Annotated in this window: 22 protein-coding genes and 1 tRNA gene; 14 read left to right on the forward strand and 9 right to left on the reverse strand. The window is 61.9% G+C overall.

Annotation, left to right across the window (positions count from 1 at the left end):
* The first annotated feature begins 14 nt into the window (after window positions 1–14).
* The 4 genes from JOH52_RS09605 (at window position 15) to JOH52_RS09620 (ending at window position 2,438) form a co-directional block, all read left to right on the forward strand.
* Window positions 15–209 (forward strand): hypothetical protein, encoded by a 195-nt coding sequence (locus tag JOH52_RS09605; protein ID WP_127650699.1) that lies wholly within the window; start codon window positions 15–17, stop codon window positions 207–209.
* A complete protein-coding gene (locus tag JOH52_RS09610) occupies window positions 209–649 on the forward strand; it encodes a hypothetical protein (protein ID WP_017265657.1) in 441 nt (146 codons plus the stop codon). Before JOH52_RS09605 ends, JOH52_RS09610 begins: the two co-directional genes overlap by 1 nt.
* Window positions 650–1,164: 515 nt before the next feature.
* Window positions 1,165–1,827: a histidine phosphotransferase ChpT gene (gene chpT, locus JOH52_RS09615; RefSeq protein WP_003527560.1), complete on the forward strand. Its 663-nt coding sequence runs from the start codon at window positions 1,165–1,167 to the stop codon at window positions 1,825–1,827.
* 242 nt (window positions 1,828–2,069) lie between these two features.
* On the forward strand, window positions 2,070–2,438 hold the full coding sequence (locus tag JOH52_RS09620; RefSeq protein WP_010970151.1) for a response regulator: 369 nt from the start codon (window positions 2,070–2,072) through the stop codon (window positions 2,436–2,438).
* A 374-nt stretch (window positions 2,439–2,812) separates the two neighbouring features.
* On the opposite strand, the gene ctrA is transcribed toward JOH52_RS09620, so the two are convergent.
* A complete protein-coding gene (gene ctrA / locus JOH52_RS09625; RefSeq protein WP_003527557.1) occupies window positions 2,813–3,514 on the reverse strand; it encodes a response regulator transcription factor CtrA in 702 nt (233 codons plus the stop codon).
* Window positions 3,515–4,064: 550 nt separating this feature from the next.
* Here ctrA and JOH52_RS09630 point away from each other — a divergent pair.
* Window positions 4,065–4,415 carry a hypothetical protein gene (locus JOH52_RS09630; protein ID WP_003527555.1) on the forward strand — a complete coding sequence of 117 codons (351 nt, stop codon included), beginning with the start codon at window positions 4,065–4,067 and terminating at the stop codon, window positions 4,413–4,415.
* A 172-nt stretch (window positions 4,416–4,587) separates the two neighbouring features.
* Here JOH52_RS09630 and JOH52_RS09635 read toward each other — a convergent pair whose 3' ends face one another.
* Both JOH52_RS09635 and sciP read right to left on the reverse strand, forming a co-directional pair.
* Window positions 4,588–4,869: a GNAT family N-acetyltransferase gene (locus JOH52_RS09635; protein WP_003527553.1), complete on the reverse strand. Its 282-nt coding sequence runs from the start codon at window positions 4,867–4,869 to the stop codon at window positions 4,588–4,590.
* A 150-nt stretch (window positions 4,870–5,019) separates the two neighbouring features.
* Window positions 5,020–5,295 (reverse strand): CtrA inhibitor SciP, encoded by a 276-nt coding sequence (gene sciP, locus JOH52_RS09640; protein WP_003527546.1) that lies wholly within the window; start codon window positions 5,293–5,295, stop codon window positions 5,020–5,022.
* 186 nt (window positions 5,296–5,481) lie between these two features.
* Here sciP and JOH52_RS09645 point away from each other — a divergent pair, with 186 nt between their 5' ends.
* The 7 genes from JOH52_RS09645 (at window position 5,482) to JOH52_RS09675 (ending at window position 10,486) form a co-directional block, all read left to right on the forward strand.
* Complete coding sequence (locus JOH52_RS09645; RefSeq protein ID WP_013844833.1) at window positions 5,482–6,447, forward strand: helix-turn-helix transcriptional regulator; 966 nt, start codon at window positions 5,482–5,484, stop codon at window positions 6,445–6,447.
* A gap of 263 nt (window positions 6,448–6,710) precedes the next feature.
* Window positions 6,711–7,907: a tRNA 2-thiouridine(34) synthase MnmA gene (gene mnmA, locus JOH52_RS09650; RefSeq protein WP_013844832.1), complete on the forward strand. Its 1,197-nt coding sequence runs from the start codon at window positions 6,711–6,713 to the stop codon at window positions 7,905–7,907.
* A gap of 134 nt (window positions 7,908–8,041) precedes the next feature.
* Window positions 8,042–8,118: transfer RNA gene (locus JOH52_RS09655), tRNA-Met, on the forward strand.
* A gap of 546 nt (window positions 8,119–8,664) precedes the next feature.
* Complete coding sequence (locus JOH52_RS09660; protein WP_003527539.1) at window positions 8,665–8,925, forward strand: hypothetical protein; 261 nt, start codon at window positions 8,665–8,667, stop codon at window positions 8,923–8,925.
* A gap of 214 nt (window positions 8,926–9,139) precedes the next feature.
* The gene (locus tag JOH52_RS09665) at window positions 9,140–9,475 is read left to right on the forward strand and encodes a hypothetical protein (RefSeq protein ID WP_010970149.1); all 336 of its coding nucleotides are present in this window, start codon (window positions 9,140–9,142) and stop codon (window positions 9,473–9,475) included.
* 595 nt (window positions 9,476–10,070) lie between these two features.
* The gene (locus tag JOH52_RS09670; protein ID WP_014526973.1) at window positions 10,071–10,304 is read left to right on the forward strand and encodes a hypothetical protein; all 234 of its coding nucleotides are present in this window, start codon (window positions 10,071–10,073) and stop codon (window positions 10,302–10,304) included.
* Window positions 10,286–10,486 carry a hypothetical protein gene (locus JOH52_RS09675; RefSeq protein WP_003527531.1) on the forward strand — a complete coding sequence of 67 codons (201 nt, stop codon included), beginning with the start codon at window positions 10,286–10,288 and terminating at the stop codon, window positions 10,484–10,486. The genes JOH52_RS09670 and JOH52_RS09675 overlap by 19 nt, the downstream gene beginning before the upstream one ends.
* 93 nt (window positions 10,487–10,579) lie before the next feature.
* On the opposite strand, the gene JOH52_RS09680 is transcribed toward JOH52_RS09675, so the two are convergent.
* Window positions 10,580–10,780, reverse strand: coding sequence for a hypothetical protein (locus JOH52_RS09680; RefSeq protein ID WP_003527528.1), 201 nt, complete (start codon window positions 10,778–10,780; stop codon window positions 10,580–10,582).
* Window positions 10,781–10,924: 144 nt separating this feature from the next.
* On the opposite strand from JOH52_RS09680, the gene JOH52_RS09685 reads away from it, so the two are divergent.
* Both JOH52_RS09685 and JOH52_RS09690 read left to right on the forward strand, forming a co-directional pair.
* On the forward strand, window positions 10,925–11,113 hold the full coding sequence (locus tag JOH52_RS09685; protein WP_003527526.1) for a hypothetical protein: 189 nt from the start codon (window positions 10,925–10,927) through the stop codon (window positions 11,111–11,113).
* Window positions 11,114–11,166: 53 nt separating this feature from the next.
* Window positions 11,167–11,421, forward strand: coding sequence for a hypothetical protein (locus JOH52_RS09690; RefSeq protein WP_003527524.1), 255 nt, complete (start codon window positions 11,167–11,169; stop codon window positions 11,419–11,421).
* A gap of 54 nt (window positions 11,422–11,475) precedes the next feature.
* Here JOH52_RS09690 and JOH52_RS09695 read toward each other — a convergent pair whose 3' ends face one another.
* The 5 genes from JOH52_RS09695 to JOH52_RS09715 are packed head-to-tail and all read right to left on the reverse strand — an operon-like array spanning window position 11,476 to window position 16,583.
* Window positions 11,476–12,069 (reverse strand): HutD/Ves family protein, encoded by a 594-nt coding sequence (locus JOH52_RS09695; RefSeq protein ID WP_003527522.1) that lies wholly within the window; start codon window positions 12,067–12,069, stop codon window positions 11,476–11,478.
* Window positions 12,057–13,382: a YjiH family protein gene (locus JOH52_RS09700; protein ID WP_010970145.1), complete on the reverse strand. Its 1,326-nt coding sequence runs from the start codon at window positions 13,380–13,382 to the stop codon at window positions 12,057–12,059. Before JOH52_RS09700 ends, JOH52_RS09695 begins: the two co-directional genes overlap by 13 nt.
* 31 nt (window positions 13,383–13,413) lie before the next feature.
* The gene (locus JOH52_RS09705) at window positions 13,414–14,913 is read right to left on the reverse strand and encodes an HAL/PAL/TAL family ammonia-lyase (protein WP_010970144.1); all 1,500 of its coding nucleotides are present in this window, start codon (window positions 14,911–14,913) and stop codon (window positions 13,414–13,416) included.
* A complete protein-coding gene (locus JOH52_RS09710; RefSeq protein WP_014529883.1) occupies window positions 14,906–15,733 on the reverse strand; it encodes a quaternary amine ABC transporter ATP-binding protein in 828 nt (275 codons plus the stop codon). Before JOH52_RS09710 ends, JOH52_RS09705 begins: the two co-directional genes overlap by 8 nt.
* Window positions 15,726–16,583: an ABC transporter permease gene (locus JOH52_RS09715; protein WP_010970142.1), complete on the reverse strand. Its 858-nt coding sequence runs from the start codon at window positions 16,581–16,583 to the stop codon at window positions 15,726–15,728. The genes JOH52_RS09710 and JOH52_RS09715 overlap by 8 nt, the downstream gene beginning before the upstream one ends.
* Window positions 16,584–16,694: the final 111 nt, after the last annotated feature.

Genomic DNA, 16,694 nt, shown 5'->3' on the forward strand with positions numbered 1-16,694 from the left:
AATAGGAGGCCGCAATGATTGAGGCACTGATTGCCTTGGCGATCACGATTCTCGTCGTCGGGCTGATCGCCGGGCTGGTAATCTTTCTGATCCGGCGGGCGCCATTCATCCCCGCGCCGTCCGGTCAATGGGCCGAATATGTCGTGATCGTCATCGCCGTCTTAATTATCCTGTTGCGGGCGCTGCCGCTGTTAGGAGTCAGCGTGTGATGACCTTCGAAGTCGATACCCGGACGATCAATATCAACACGGTGGTTTCGGTCGCCGGGTTCCTCGCGACGTTCGTGTTCATCGGCATCGCATGGGGCGCCTCGCAAGCGGCGCTGTCCGATCTGGAAGAATGGCGCATTCAGCATGAAGGCGTGCATCGCGATTTACAGGCCAGCGTGCGTTCGCATGATGCCGTGGTGGACTCTCAGATTTCGACCCTCCGCAGCAACCTCGCCAAGCTGGACCAGATCGAATACCGCATTACAGCGAACGAGAAAGGCATTGAGGCACTCGATACCCGGATAGGCCGGATTACCGAAAGCTACAGCAATCAGTTCTCCGATTTCCGCAATCAGCTGTCATCGATATCGACGCAGATCGCGTTGACCAATCAGACCCTCCAGCGGATCGAGGCGGCGACGCCGGCCGCCCCGCGCTGATCATTCCTCCCGGCGCGGGCTAGGCAAACCTAGCCCGGCGGCCCGCGCCCAATCGTCCCGCCCTTGGCTTCGCGCCGGGGCGGGCTTTTTTGTTTCGGCCATAGCGGGCCGCTGACGCGCGTTTCCGATCGCCGGGATAGATTGGGCATGCCAAGGGCGCAAAGCGCGCTGTGCGCCGCGACGGCCGGGAAAGCGGATCGGGAATTCTGGTATAAGGGCGGGCAGGCTGATTCGATGATGCGGAAAGCAAAGCCCCGGCGGGAAAATCCTCGCCGGGGCACTGCGGATAACCACGGGAACAAACGGGGAAAATGATATGGATAACCCTTCCTTAAGCCCTTGATTTCGCATTCATAGAAAATTTACCAAATGTGATGTCATTATGGCTTATCGACATATGGCACGACCGCCCGCCTCATGATCTTACTCACGACCGTGCGGGAGCTGCGTCGGGCTTATGCGCGCCCGGCGCCGCGACAGCCCGTGATCCGGTTTGAAGCGAGCAAGGAAGAATGATGGCAAAGAATCCGAATCTGACGTTGACGGGACACGATCTGGCCGCGCTGCTGTGCAGCCGCGTCTGCCACGACATCATCTCGCCGGTCGGCGCCATCAACAACGGTCTCGAACTCCTCGACGAGGGCGGCGCCGATGCGGACGCGATGGACCTGATTCGCACCAGCGCGCTCAATGCCTCGGTACGGCTGAAATTCGCGCGCCTTGCCTTCGGGGCATCGGGCTCGGTCGGTGCCTCGATCGACACCGGCGAGGCCGAGAAGGCCGCCAAGGATTTTGCCGCTTCGGAGAAGAAGACCGAGGTCAACTGGAACGGACCGCGCGCGATCATCGCCAAGAACCGCGTCAAGCTGCTCCTGAACCTGTTCCTGATCGCTTACGGCTCGATCCCGCGTGGCGGCGTCATCGACATCACTCTGGAAAATCCGGAGTTCGACGCGATATTCACCCTCAATGCCAAGGGTCGGATGATGCGCGTGCCGCCCAAGCTGGTGGAGCTCATCTCCGGCACGCCGGAGGAGGCGGTCGACGCACATTCGATCCAGCCCTATTACACGGTACTCCTGGCGGAAGAGGCCGGTATGGCGATCGACGTCGTATCGACCGGCGAAGCGATCGTCTTCACCGCTCGCGTCGTAGCGCCCGAAACGGTGAGCGCCTGAGGCGGGACCAAGCGCGGCTTTCGGCAAATCTGGCCGATTTCCATCGTCTCATTGCTCCGGTGACGGGAGGACTCATGCGCCCTCCCGTATGCTTCACGACCGCATCCCTCCGACCGACCGGAAGCGCCGGCGGTTTTCAGCGCGGCGGGTGATGCCGCGTCACCGCGGTAACTGTTTCTTTGCCAAATCCGTATAGGATTGCTTCATGGAGATGGTTTCGCGTGTGGCGGAGCGGGAAGGAGATGGACGTGCGGCGCTTGATGATTGCTGACGGATCGGATGTTGTGCGTAAGGTCGGGAAGCGCATCCTGTCGGGAATGGGATTCCTGGTTTCCGAGGCGCCGAGCAGCCTTGAAGCGCTGGTGCGATGCGAGGCCGAACTGCCGAACATCCTGATCGTCGACGCGGGCCTGGACGGTGCGCTCGACCTGATCGGCAATATCCGTCGCCTGCCTGAGGGCGCTTCGGTGCGGATCTATTACTGTGTCGTCCAGGCGGATCTCAAGAAGATGATGGCCGGCAAGCGGGCCGGTGCCGACGATTTCCTGCTGAAACCGTTCGACCGCAAAATCCTGACGAGTGTTTTCGCCGGTCAGTCCATGGCGGCCTGAAACAGAGCCGGTCCTATGGGGCCACGCGGGGCTTACCCAAGCGATCACCTGCCCCATCTTCCGATAGGGCAAGGCTTTCTCTCTTGATTCCTCATTCCTGTGCTCGTCACAGGAATCCAGCCAGGCCGAGTCCCTGGGCTGAAAAGACCCTCCCGCGCCGCAGACGCAGCGCTGCTGGATTCCTGTGACACGCACAGGAATGCAGCAGAGAGAAAAAATGTATCCGCCACCAATCGCTGCTATGCGGCGTCACGTACTTGCTGTGACGGGTCAATATGCGTCGGCAACAAAAAACCCGCCCTGATTAGGCGGGTTCGGCTGCGGTTCGGGCGAGGCGGCAGATGCGGGTATGTCGCCTACGGGAATGCCGGAAATCAGGCGGTTTCCAGGTAGTCGCTGCCTTCCGGCTCGCGCAGCACGTAGCCGCGGCCCCAGACGGTTTCGATGTAGTTGGCGCCGCCGGCGGCATTGGCGAGTTTCTTGCGCAGCTTACAGATGAAGACGTCGATGATCTTCAGCTCCGGCTCGTCCATGCCGCCATAAAGGTGGTTCAGGAACATTTCCTTGGTGAGCGTCGTGCCCTTGCGCAGCGAGAGCAGCTCCAGCATCTGGTATTCCTTGCCCGTCAGATGCACGCGCTGGCCGCCGACTTCCACGGTCTTGGCGTCCAGGTTGACGATCAGCTCGCCCGTCGAGATGACCGACTGGGCATGGCCCTTGGAGCGGCGCACGATCGCGTGGATCCGGGCCACCAGCTCGTCCTTGTGGAAAGGCTTGGTCATATAGTCGTCGGCGCCGAAGCCGAGGCCGCGCACCTTGTCCTCGATACCCGCCATGCCCGAAAGGATGAGAATCGGTGTTTTGACCTTCGACAGACGCAGCGTTCTGAGAACTTCGTAACCGGACATGTCCGGCAGGTTCAGGTCGAGGAGAATGATGTCGTAGTCGTAAAGCTTGCCGAGATCGACGCCTTCTTCCCCGAGATCTGTGGTGTAGACGTTGAAACTTTCGGACTTGAGCATGAGCTCGATGCTCTGAGCCGTCGCGCTGTCGTCTTCGATCAGTAGAACCCGCATAGTCTTCCCCTTTTCCGCCGCCCAAGGTTGTCGTGGCATCCTTACGCGATACGGATCCAGTCGTTGCCTGATTTGGAGGCTGCCACCAAATGGTTAACAAATTCTGATTCACTCTGGCAAGGTGTATCGAAAATGTTAAATATTTTTAGCAGTCTCCTGATTCAAAACGTAAATCTGAAATTGCGCTCCTCATGCGATACATGAGGGAATGCCGTTAACTGACTCTTCCGACTCGTAAATGCGCGAAAGTCCACATTTCATGCATCAGCATTTACGGAGCCTTAAATCATCGCACCTATGATTAACGATGCCCGTAAACGAAAGGTTACCAGCGGTAGGCATTTGTTAAGGCCGCGGTCGATTTTTGTTTCCGGCTCGGTTGGGCCGGCACAACGGGCCGCAGATCACGGGGATTCCGGGCGAACCGGCTTCTCTAGTGGTCGATTAGAAGGAGTTAGAGCGGGATGCGGGCGGAGATCTCCTTCACAGCTTTCCCTTATCCCGCTCGGGAACAGTAACCGGGGTCTCGGTATCCACGGGAGTATTGCGTATGAAAGCACGTGAGAGCCTAGTCCGACTGAAGGAATTTCAGGTTCGGGAAAAGCAGCGCCAGCTCAGCCAGCTTCAAATGATGATGGCCGAGTTCGAGCGCATGACCAAGGATCTGGAAAACCAGATCGTCTTCGAGGAGAAGAAGTCGGGTATTTCCGACCCTTCGCATTTCGCCTATCCCACCTTCGCCAAGGCTGCCCGCCAGAGGGCCGATAATCTCCAGGTTTCCATTCGCGAGCTGAAGATGCAGCAGGATGCGGCCGAGCTCGCGCTCGAGGAGGTGCAGGCGGAATATGCGAGGGCAGCAGCGCTCGAGGAGCGGGATACGGGTGCGCGGCTGCGCGCCTGAGAGAGCAACTACGGCACCGCGTATCTGATGAGACGCGCGGTGCCTTACAGCGCCGCGGGTCTTATCAGAAGCACAAAGGGCGCTCTAACTTGTTGAATCGGCGCATTGTGCTTTTCGAAGATTGATTCCGATTGTCGGGCCGATGCGGCAGGAGAAGGGGTCCCTTGCACTATCAACCCTGGATCACATCCCGCCACTCCGGATGGCGCATGACCTGAGCGCGCATGAAGGGGCAGAGCGGGATGATCTTCCAGCTGCCCTTTCGGGCCTCTTCGATCGCGTGAAGGGCCAACGCCTGGCCGACGCCCTTGCCGCGCAACGCGTCCGGAACGAACGTGTGGTCCACGATTATGAGATGCGGCGACGACCTGGAATAGGTCATCTCACCGGTGTGGCCGTCGAGCGTCGCCGTGTAGCGGCCTTTTGTATTCGTTTCTTCCTGGGCGATGTCCATCGGGCGTCCTTCGTTCCCATGCGTTGGTGGCGATACGGCAGCTGCAGCATGATCTGATGGATGGTTTTATCGTCAAATCGGCTGAAACGAAACCGGCGGCTCAGGAGCACCCAAGCCGCCGGTTCGAATTATGGCCCTGCAGGGGATTGATCAGTGGCGATATTGCTGGATGCGCGTCGTGCGCAGGCCGGCGAGACCATGGTCATTTATCGAGGATTGCCAGGAGAGGAATTCCTCTACGGTCAGCGTGTAACGCTCACATGCCTCTTCGAGGCTCAAAAGGCCACCACGCACGGCGGCGACGACTTCAGCCTTCCTGCGGATGACCCAGCGCCGGGTATTGGCCGGCGGCAGGTCCGCGATCGTCAAGGGGCTGCCATCGGGGCCGATGACATATTTCACGCGTGGACGCATCATTTCGGTCATGGGACTCTCTACACAAACTCAAGACCATATGGCTGTGACCTTAGCTTGCCACATTTAATAATTGCCTAAACCGTTGATAACCATTTGATCATCATTTGAGCGGCCTCGGCCGCGGATGGTTCGCAAGGGTGGCTGTTCGTGACGGAAGGAAACGGCAGGCCTTCCTAGAATTTCGGGACGCGGGCCATGCAATCACCACATTTCGCTTCGACTGGAATTCGCGACAGCGAGGCGCCGGATCAAACGGGCGTCCACGTGTATGCTCCCGGAATAAACGGGGGCGTCACGAAGTTTGCGGGCGGCGCGGCTCATGTCTGCGGCGCGGGGCAGGGGGGGCGCTTTCAGCCACCGGGCCAGGACCGCTTTAGTCTCCATAGCGGCGGCAACGCCGGCAGCACGGTGACCGGAATGAAGGATTCGAACGAACCGGCCTCGCGGCGCGAGGCCGAAGCAAACATGCCTTTCGAGATCGACCCCGCATCGGTGCGCACGGAGTACGAGCTCCTGCATCTGATGCGGCGGCTGATCTCCCGCTACGGCTTCGCGCATTTCATGATCGCGCGTCTGCCTCTCGCCGACGAGCAGCGCTTTTCCGAACGTCTCGTGCTGAGCAATTGGCCCGCGGAGCTGGTGCAGCAGTATGATGCCGGCGAGACGTTCCAGACGAGCGAGCTGGTAGAGCGCCTGCGCCAGACGAAGCTGCCCGTCACCGGCGGCCCTGAACTCATGGAGCCCGCGGGCAAGGGCGCCGGCAAGGCCGCGTTTATCCGCCTCCCGCCCCATGCCGGTATGGGTCACTTCGCGGTGCTGCTGCACACGACCTATGGTGAGCCTTTTGTGGCAGTGCTCTCCGGCACGCGGGACGAACCGGCCGGCGCGGAGCGAGCGACGCTCTATCTGGCGCTATTGCAGCTTTTCGAATGCCTCGAGCGTACCTTCGATGCCGGCAGCGGCGCCCGCGAGAAGCTCTCGAGCCGGGAGGTCGAATGTCTGCGCTGGGCGGCGGCCGGAAAGAGCAGCGACGAGATCGCCATCATTCTCGGCATATCCGCCTATACGGTGAGCAGCTATTTCAAGAGCGCGACCCGCAAGCTCGACGCCGTCAACCGCATGCAGGCGATCGCCCGGGCGATGCGGATGAAGCTGATCTGACGGGTCGAGTGCTCGGCCGGCGTTCTGCCGTCCACTCTTGCCGTGACGGGCGCAAGTTTCTATATGTCGCGGCACGGAAAAGTCTGATGCATGCCGCCCGACACCGAGCAGCGGTTTGGGGATGACGGCATGCACGAAGAAAATACCAGAAGGGCGTAGACCCTACAGAATATGCCGCGCCGCCCTCATGTGCCGCCGTGCGGCCTCAAGCGTGAAACAGGGTGCCGGTACAGGAGCCGCGCCCGGATGCCGGATTGGATCCCGTGAACAGTCTCGATTTTGACCGCAAGCCCGAAGATACGCGCGTCGTCGTCGCCATGTCCGGCGGCGTCGACTCTTCCGTCGTGGCGGGGCTTCTCAAACGCGAGGGCTACGACGTTCTCGGCATCACGCTGCAGCTTTACGATCATGGCGCGGCGGTGCACAGGGCCGGCTCCTGCTGCGCCGGTCAGGATATCGACGACGCCCGCCGCGTCTGCGAGACGATCGGCATTCCGCATTATGTCCTCGATTACGAGGCGCGTTTCCGCGAGACGGTGATCAACCCCTTCGCCGAAAGCTATATCGCCGGCGAGACGCCGATCCCGTGCGTGGCCTGCAACCAGACGGTCAAGTTCGCCGACCTGCTTGCGACCGCCAAGGAGCTCGGCGCCGATGCGCTCGCCACCGGCCATTACATCCGTTCGCGGCCGAGCCCGAAGCCGCGTTATGCCGGCCAGCGCGCGCTCTACCGGCCGGCCGACGCCGAGCGCGACCAGAGCTATTTCCTCTTTGCGACAACGCAGGAGCAGATCGACTATCTGCGCTTCCCGCTCGGCGGTCTTCCGAAGAGCGAGACCCGGGCGCTCGCCGAGGAGATGGGCCTTGTCGTCGCCAAGAAGGCCGACAGCCAGGACATCTGTTTCGTGCCCCAGGGCAAATACAGCGACATCGTCTCGAAGCTGAAGCCGAACGCGGCGCTTGCCGGCGAAATCGTCCATCTCGACGGTCGCGTACTGGGCGCGCACGAGGGCATCCTGCATTACACGATCGGTCAGCGCCGCGGCATCGGTGTCGCGACCGGCGAGCCGCTCTATGTCGTCTACCTCGACGCCCGCTCGCGCCGCGTGATCGTCGGCCCGAAGGAGGCGCTGGAGACGCGCCGCGTCTACCTGCGCGACGTCAACTGGCTGGGTGACGAGGAACTGGAAGCGGCAGCCGGGCAGGGCTTCGAATGCTTTGCCAAGGTGCGCTCCACCCGCCGCCCCGCGCCGGCGGTCCTCAAGAGCGATGCCGAAGGGCTATATGTCGAGCTCGTCGAAGGCGAGGCGGGTGTCGCGCCCGGCCAAGCCTGCGCGCTCTATTCCGGCACCGGCGAGGATGCGCGCGTCTATGGCGGCGGCTTCATCCGCAGGTCCGAGCGCGAGCCGGCCGCGGAAGCGGCGCTGAAGGCGCTCTTGCAGGCGCCGGCGGCAGCGTAAAGCGGGCGATTCCGGCGTGGCGGGAAAACATCGCTTTTTCCCGAAGACATTGCTTGACACTAGCCGGAACAGCGCCTTATAAGCCGCCCGACCAGCCAAGACGGGCTTCGTTCAGAAGCTTTCACGGCACCGGCGGCGGAGTAGCTCAGTAGGTTAGAGCAGAGGAATCATAATCCTTGTGTCGGGGGTTCGAATCCCTCCTCCGCTACCAATCCTTCCCGGTCCATTCTGGACACATTGGTTACGGTTTATTCCTGAGACATTGGCCGGTGCGATCCTGCATATTGTCGCTGGGCGCGAGCAAGGTTCACCAAAACGGCTTGCCGGATCTGCGAGGGAGTGCCGCCCTCCCGTCCACTCGATGAGCTTTCTTATTTTTCGAGCGCGCTCTATCACTCATAGGGCCTCGCTCTCGCTCTTGCGTGAAAGCTCTGAAGCCGCCACTCCTTTCCTTATTCGCCGTTTTGACCACGAGCCGCCACCAGAGGCCAGTGGAAGCGCCGAGTCTTGTGCACTGAATTCTAACGTCGTTAAATGAGTTACTGTCAAAGGTCATACTCGAAAGATCATTAGAGTAGATTTCTGCTGGTTACTTGATCAAGACGGTTTTGGCCGTCGGTCGCTCCTGCGCCGGATCCATTCTCCAAACTTTATGACGAGAACTGTCATCGGCGTTGTCTACCCTTATTTCTCGATCTGGAACTTAATTCTGCTGTAGTGGTTTTCCCTGGAGGAAAGAACCTAAAGGAGAACTCCAATGGCTGACAGAGGACCAACAGTAGTCAACACAGGGGGCAGCGGCGGTGGGTGGGCCGTTGCGGTAATCGTGATTCTGCTAGTTGTCGGAGCCTTGTTCCTGTTTGGCGGCGATCTCTTCGACGGCAGCGGCGGTGGTGGAAATACCGACGTCGACGTGAACGTGCCGAACGTTGAAGCGCCGCAGGCACCTTCAGGCGGACAGGAAACGCAGGCGCCTTCAGGCGGCGAGGGAACGTCGCCGGGCGGCGCTCAACAGTAGTCATCAACGTCGAGCCGTCCCTCGACGGCTTCCGGAACTGGCGAGCGCGCCTGGTGAGGCGTGGTTCATTTCTCCCGAAGCGCTCGCCCTGATGTCCTGCCGCTTGGTCCGTCCTCCCCGGCTCAAAGACGCGGAAGGGCGGAACTAATCCGCTCCCCTGCCGTTCAGATATGAGTTTAAGCAAACTCTCAAATGAGAGCATGGAGGAGAAGTCATGAACATCGGCAGGCTTTTCGCGGCCGGGTTGATTTTGGGCGGCGCGGCGGCTGCTGTACCTTCTGCTTCGTCAGCCCAGTCATTCGACCTGTATATCGGTCCGGACGGTCCGCAGCTGCGTGATCGCAGATATGACGATGACGATTACGATTATCGTCCGTCTCGCGGCTGCAGCGAGCGTCAGGCCATCCGTCGCGCCTATCGGCTTGGAATCCGCGACCCGGATATCCGGTCGGTCACGCGGCGCGAGGTCGCGGTCGACGGTGTCGGCCGGCGCGGCCGGCTTACGACCGTCTATTTTGCAAATCGGCCGGGATGTCCTCGCATAGGTTGAGCCTCGTCTGCTACAGCGCCGAGCGTCTTATCAGACGCGCAAAGGTCGCTGTGGCACTTTGATCTGCTGCATGTTTTTGTCCTTTAATCGGATACGATTAAAGGACACATGCAGTAGTATAGCCGAACGTTCGCCATCATAGGGCGCCGCGCGTTTCCGGACGCACGGCGCCATTTGGCATGCTGCTACAAACGGCAGCGCTCGGGCAAGACTATCTGTATGGACGAGGCGGGCGACGGAACTTCCCGGGGCCGGCCTTGTTAGAGCAATTCCAGGAAAAGTGCGCAGCGGTTTTCCGTCCGGAGTTGCGGCAGAAGGGTGAGCAATTCCAGGAAAAGTGCGCAGCGGTTTTCCGTCCGGAGTTGCGGCAGAAGGGTGAGCAATTCCAGGAAAGTGCGCAGCGGTTTTCCGTCCGGAATTGCGGCAACGAAAGGTTAGAGTATTGCCGGAGCGGAAATGCTCTGGATCACGATGTTTTAGGTCTGGTTGACCTAAAAACATGACCGTGATCGATTGCACGAAGTTGGAGCGGGATGCGGGCGGAAAACCGCACACACTTTTCCTCATCCCGCTCCGGGTCGGTCAGGAGGATCGCATGCCGGCGCCGAAAGAGATGGATTCCGCATTGACCAGTCTTCCCCTGAGAATCGGGGCCTATGTCCCCGACGATCTCCTGGAGGACTGGTTCGCCCCGGGAACGGGAATGAACCCGCCCTCGGAAAAGGCTTTGACCGAGGCAGCCGCATACGGCCGGCGGTTCGAGTGCGAATTCAAATATTATCCCGAGCGAAAGGAAGGGGTCTTCTGGAAATGGGTACCAGCCATCTGAACGAAGGCAATCTGGAGGCGAAGGCCATCAATGCCGTTATCGAAGAACTTCAGCGGCAGGCGGCAGAAAACCCTTCGAAGCTTCAGGTCCGCCAGGCGGGAGACAAGCTCGCGGTCCACGGAGAGATCGACGTCGATGCTGTGGTGATGGTGGTCGTAGGGTCGATGGCAGGCGGCCCTTGAGCCGCCTCCGCCTTCCTTCGGCCCTATGCCCTTGAGCCGGTCCGTTTCGGGTCTGCGCGAGCGCGTGCCATGCGCGCCCGCGAAGGGAGGGCCTCAGGAAGGATTGTCCTTGTCGCCCGTGGCGCTCGGCGGATTTTCGTCGATGGTATTGATGCCGTCGGCATTGACCTTGGTGTCCTCGATCCTGGTGGAATTGGTCGAGGAGAAGCGGTCGACATAGACGTAGAAAATCGCACTGGCGATTATGATGACGGCGGCGCCGATCAGCGCCAGTCGTTCCCAGGTTCTGCTCATGACATCACCTCCGGTCGCTCATGGTCGGAAACCGCAGCCGGCCGCAAAGGTTCCGGCCCGCGGGAGCCGCCGCCGGACTTGACGCGACGGCGGAACCATTTGTGCCCGTTCGACGTTAGAACCAACGCAGTTGGGAGGCGCAGGATGAGACACGCGGAAATCGGAAAGCTCGACAAATCCCAGGCCAGGCATGTCTGGGACGTGGCGGAGTATTGCAGGCGGACCGGCATCAACAAGGCCGAGGAACGCCGCCTGATCAGGGTTCTCGGGCGATTTGCATCCAGCCACGAGCTTCAGATGAACATCGTGCGTCCTCAGACGCGCATCCGCTGACATCTCCGCGTCTCCATCGCCATTGAATCATTCACTGTTTCGTCGAACAGTGAATGCAGCCGCAGGAGGCGCGCGTGTGGGCAACCCTGGCCGGTGCACTTCTTTTCATCAGCGGGCTTCTCTACATGGCATGGGAGGCGCTCGGACGGCGACGGCTGAGCGAGCCGCCGCAGCCCGCGGAACGCAATCCCAAGCAGACGCTTGAGCCGCGCGGGCAAGGCCTGCGCTTTCTGAGCCCGTTGCGCAACTGGCTGGGCGTCGCGCTCATGCTGGTCGGCGGAATTCTCCTGCTCTTCGGCATGCGCTGAAGCGGCGTGCCTTCATATTTCCGGCCGAACAAAAGACGGCTGACGGCGCGGCGCTCAGGCCGGGCCGATCTCTATCAGGAAAGCTTCCGAAGCGATGTCGGCCGAGAGCGTGAGCGTGCCCGGCTGGACGAGGACCGCCGCGTCGAGCCCGTGCAGGGTTGCGGAGACGCCTTCGGTCACGAGCGCAACGCTGCCGCGATGACAGAAGAGAACGAGATCGCGGGCGCTCGTCGTCACCGGTTGCGAGCCCTCGACATGAATCCTGCGCACGCGGTGTTTCAAAGCCTGGCGGCGCGTCATCACATTGAGATCGGTGACCGGGCCATCCACGAGCGTCGCGGACGTCGGCACGTCGGCGGGGAAGGTGAGGGGGGTATCCGAGGTGGTCAGCAGTTTCGGTTGCCGGCCCTCGATCGCAAGCGTCATCCCGCTGCCCTCCAGGATCGATAGGGTGCGGTCGATGCCGGGAAAGATCGAGAAGGCGCCATTGGTGGCGACGGTCGCCATGCTTATGCGCCAGTCGAAATCGGCAATGGTGGCACGGTCCGGAGAGACGGCGATTTCCACCGTCTCTCCGCCGCCGTTCTTCCACGGCATATGCCTGTACTCGCTCGAGCGCAGAATTCGCATCATCGTCAGCCGAGCCATCCCATCGACGTTCCGACCCAAATGATCGGCGCCGTCACCACTATGCTCAATACGACGCGAATATACCAGATCACCAGAAGATCGCGAAAGCTGAGCGGGATCGAGGTCGCCAGCATGCAAGGGACCGAGGCGGACAGGAACAGGACCTGACTGACCGATACCACCGCGGCCAGGAACTTCACCTCGGGCACGGCTTCCTTGAGCAGGATGGCGGGCAGGAACATCTCGGCGAGCCCTGAGGCGAGCGCCTTTGCCGCCTGCATCGGTTCGCCGAACTGCGCGAGCCAGGTGAAGGGGTAGAGCGTCAGGCCGAGAATGTCGAAGATCGGCGTGAACTTGGCGGCGAGAAGCCCGATGAGCCCGACGGCCATGATGCTCGGCAGGATCATCGCCGCCATGCGCAGTCCGTCGAGGAAGCTTTCGCGCAGCAGCGTCGGCAGGCCCTTGGCGATTGCTGCCTGTTCCAGGCCCGTCTCGACAGCGACGCTCAGGCGGCTGCGGCCCGGGGGCAGCGGCTGGTCCCGATCGCCCTCGTGCGCAAGCCGGGAAAGCGGCCAGATCCGGGCGGTGATCGCAGAAACGATGAATGTGACGACAAGCGTCGTCCAGAAGTAGAAATTCCAGATATCCATGAGCCCCAGCGTCTTCGCCACGATGATCATGAACGTAGCCGACACGGTGGAAAAGCCTGTCGCGATGATCGCCGCTTCGCGCACCGTGTACTTGCCTTCGCGGAACACGCGGTCGGTGATCAGGAGCGCAAGGGAGTAGCTGCCGACGAAGGAAGCGACGGCGTCGATGGCGGACCAGCCCGGCGTACGCCAGATCGGCCGCATCACGGGCTGGACGAGCACGCCGGTGAATTCGAGAAGGCCGTAGCCGATCAGGAAGGCGAGTGCCAAAGCGCCGATGGGTACGATCAGCCCGACCGACAGCACCAGCTTGTCGAAGAGGAAGGGCAGCATGTCGGGGGCGAAGAAGACCTCGGGCCCGATGCCGGCGAGATAAAGGCCGGCAAGGACCAGTCCGAGGACGCGCAGGACCGAAAACACGGCATCGGTCGTCGTCTTGCGCCAGGTGCCCTTCGCGATGGGGCCGAAGGCGCCGTAAGCCATCAGCAGCAATACGAAGCCGATCGCCACCGGCCGCGCATGGGTCGATATGGCGGTTGCCGCATGGTCGAGCAGGATCGTCGACTTGCCGTTGATTTCGACCGGCACGAAGAACAGGAATATGCCGATGAGGCTGAAAAGGATGAGCCGCAATGCGGCGCCGCCGCGCGAGCCCCCTGCCTCGGTGGTGATGTGCGTCATGTAGTCTCCTCCCTTCCTTGTTCAGAGCGGGTTACAGCTGCCCGTGTGCCGGCGCGGCTCGCATCAGCCGCCGCATCCGGTCAAAGTCTTCGTTCATCGGACGATCGTCGCGATAGGCGGGGATCGCCGAGCGTATGTGCCCGTAAAGGGCAGCGGTGCGTTGCGCCTTGCCCTGCGCTTGCGGCTGCAGCTCATAGGCCTGTGCGGCCGCAAGCAGTTCGATCGCCAGTATCCGCTCGAGATTGTCGACGATCGAGAGCGCTTTCCAGGCGGCTGGTGTCGCATGGGTGAGCATGTCTTCCTGAAGCGCGGAGGTGATGCCGCCGTCGAGACTTGCGGGTGCCGCGAGCCGCCGGTTTTCCGCTACGAGCGCGGCAGCCGTGTACTGCGCGATCATGAAACCCGAGGAAACGCCGCTATCTCCGGCGAGGAAGGCAGGGAGACCGCTCACCAGAGGGTTCACCAGCCGGTCGATGCGGCGCTCGGAAATTGCTGCGACTTCCGCCACTGCGACGGCGAGGCTGTCCATTGCAAGGCCAAGCGCGGCACCGACGGCATGGGCCTGCGAATGCACCTCGGGTGCCTCCGGCGAACCGGCAACGGCCGGGTTGTCGGTAACGCTTGCGAGTTCGCGGTCGACGATTTCGGCCACCTGGCCGAAAGCGTCGCGGGCGGCGCCATGCACCTGCGGTACGGCCCTGAGACTGAGCGGATCCTGGGTGCGGGTGCCGGCCGTACCTGCGAGCATCGGGCTATCCGCCAGCCAGTCGCGCAGACCCTCGCCGACCGCGCTCAGGCCAGGGGATTGCCGCAGTGCCAAGGGCAACTCGGCAAAGGCATTGGCTTGGCTGCCGAGGTTTTCGTAAGTCATCGCCGCGGCCGCATCCGCCCAGGCGAAGAGCCTTTCCGTGCGTGCGAGCGCCAGCGCCGCCAGACCGGTGGCGCATGGGGTCCCGTTGACGAGGCTCAGGCCTTCCTTCGCTTCGAGCCGCAAGGGCGCAAGCCCCAGACGGGCGAGGGCATCGGCGCCGCTCAGTCTTTCCGTCCCCTGCATGGCCGAGCCGTGACCGATCAGCACGAGGCCGATCGCGGCGGCATGGGTTAGATATCCGACCGAGCCCCGCGACGGAATGAGAGGGATGATGTCGGCATTGAGCAGCGCCAGGAGCATTTCGGCCGTCTCGACCCGCACGCCGGAATAGCCGTGGGTGAGGTTGGCTATCTGTGCTGCCATGACGGCCCGGGCTTCCACTCGACCGAGCGGATCTCCGACGCCGCAAGCGTGGCTCAGGATGATGTTGCGCGAGAGCGCCTGCTGGTTCTCACGGCTGATGATGACATCGCATAGCGCGCCAACGCCGGTGTTGATGCCATAACCGCGGATGCCGCGCTCCACCAATGCGTCGACGATCCGGCGGGCCTGGGCGATCCGCAGGCGCGCCGGTCCGGACAGGTCCAGAGAGGCGCCCTCGGCGATCGAAGCGATCTCGCGCCAGGTAAGCGGTCCATCGAGCGAAATCATCTCACCCATGGGTCTGCGGCCTTTCGTGCCGGCGCTGGACGAACCGGGCAACATAGTCGTTGGCAGGGTTATCGAGAATATCGTTCGGTGTGCCGACCTGAACGACCTGACCATCCCTCAGGATCGCGATCTCCGACCCGATGCGCAGGGCCTCGTCGAGATCATGGGTGATGAAGACGATGGTCTTTGCAAGATTCCGCTGGAGTTGCAGCAACTGGTCCTGCATGTCGCCGCGGATCAGTGGGTCAAGGGCACTGAACGCCTCGTCCATCAGGATCACATCCGTGTCGGCAGCGAGCGCTCGTGCAAGGCCGACGCGCTGCTTCATGCCGCCCGAGAGCTGATGAGGAAATTTCGCGTCGTAGCCGGAGAGGCCCACAGTATCGATCCATTTCATGCCGATTTCGCGGGCATCGTCCTTCGACACGCCGCGCACGCGCTGGCCGTAGACGACATTCTGGAGCACGGTCCGACGCGGCATCAGGGCAAAGCTCTGGAAGACCATGCTGACGCGCCGCATGCGGAAGGCGCGCAGCGCCTTCGCACCGAGGTCGAGGATATTGTCGCCGTCGAAGAGGACCTCGCCGCTCGTCGGTTCGATCAGCCGGTTGATGTGGCGCACCAGCGTCGACTTGCCCGACCCGGAAAGCCCCATGATCACGAAGATCTTTCCGGCGCCGATCTTCAGGCTGACATCGTTGAGGCCCACGGTGCAGCCGGACCTGGACAGGATGTCGGCTTTATCGAGCCCGTCCTCGACCATGGTTAGCGCCTTCTTCGCGTCATGCCCGAAGATCTTGTAGACGTTCCGGATCTCTATATCAGCCATTGCGGGCGTCCTCCGTCCGGGGCTTGCCGAAGCCTTGCGTGATGCGGTCGAGCACGACCGCGAGAATGACGATGCCGATGCCGGCCTCGAGGCCCTTGCCGACGTCGAGCGTCTGAATGCCGTTCAGCACCTGTTCGCCGAGGCCGCGTGCGCCGATCATCGAGGCGACGACGACCATCGACAGCGCCATCATGATCGTCTGGTTGAGGCCGGCCATGATCGTCGGCGTCGCAAGGGGCAGTTCGACGCCGAAGAGAATCTGTCCCGGGCTGCCGCCGAACGCCGTCGCAGCTTCGACGACTTCCGCATCGACCTGGCGGATGCCGAGATCGGTGAGCCGGATCAGCGGCGGGACGGCGTAGATAATGGTCGCGAGAATTGCCGGGACCTTGCCGAGCCCGAAGAGCATCAGCGCCGGGATGAGATAGACGAAGCTCGGCATGGTCTGCATGACATCGAGCACCGGCAGAGTGATGTTGCGGACGACGCGGCTCTTCGCGACGAGAATCCCCATGGGCACGCCGATCACCACCGAGACGATGGTCGCCATCAGCATCAGGGCGAGCGTCTGCATCGTCAGATCCCAGAGTCCGAGGACGCCGACGGTAACCAGCAACGCGCCTACGGCCAGCGTCAGCGACCAGCGCCGCGAACTCCGCCAGGCAAGCGCCATGAAGGCGAGAATGACGAGCCACCAGGGCAGGCCGCGCAGGATCCATTCGATGAACAGAACGGCCTTCAGGATGACGCCGCTGATCGCCTTGAAGACCCAGCCATAATTGGTGACGAGGGCCTGGATGAAGTCGTTCACCGGCGCGCGGATCGAGAGATTGAGAGAGTCCGGAAACATCGGATATCGTTCCTTGTTCAGGTGGGAGGCGGGAAGCCAAGACCCTCCTGGCCCGGGGAAGCAGCCTTTCGCCTACGATCGCAGCGCCCCGCCTGGTGGCGGGGCGCTGGC

The organism is Sinorhizobium meliloti (assembly GCF_017876815.1).
GTDB classification, from domain to species: Bacteria; Pseudomonadota; Alphaproteobacteria; order Rhizobiales; family Rhizobiaceae; genus Sinorhizobium; species Sinorhizobium meliloti.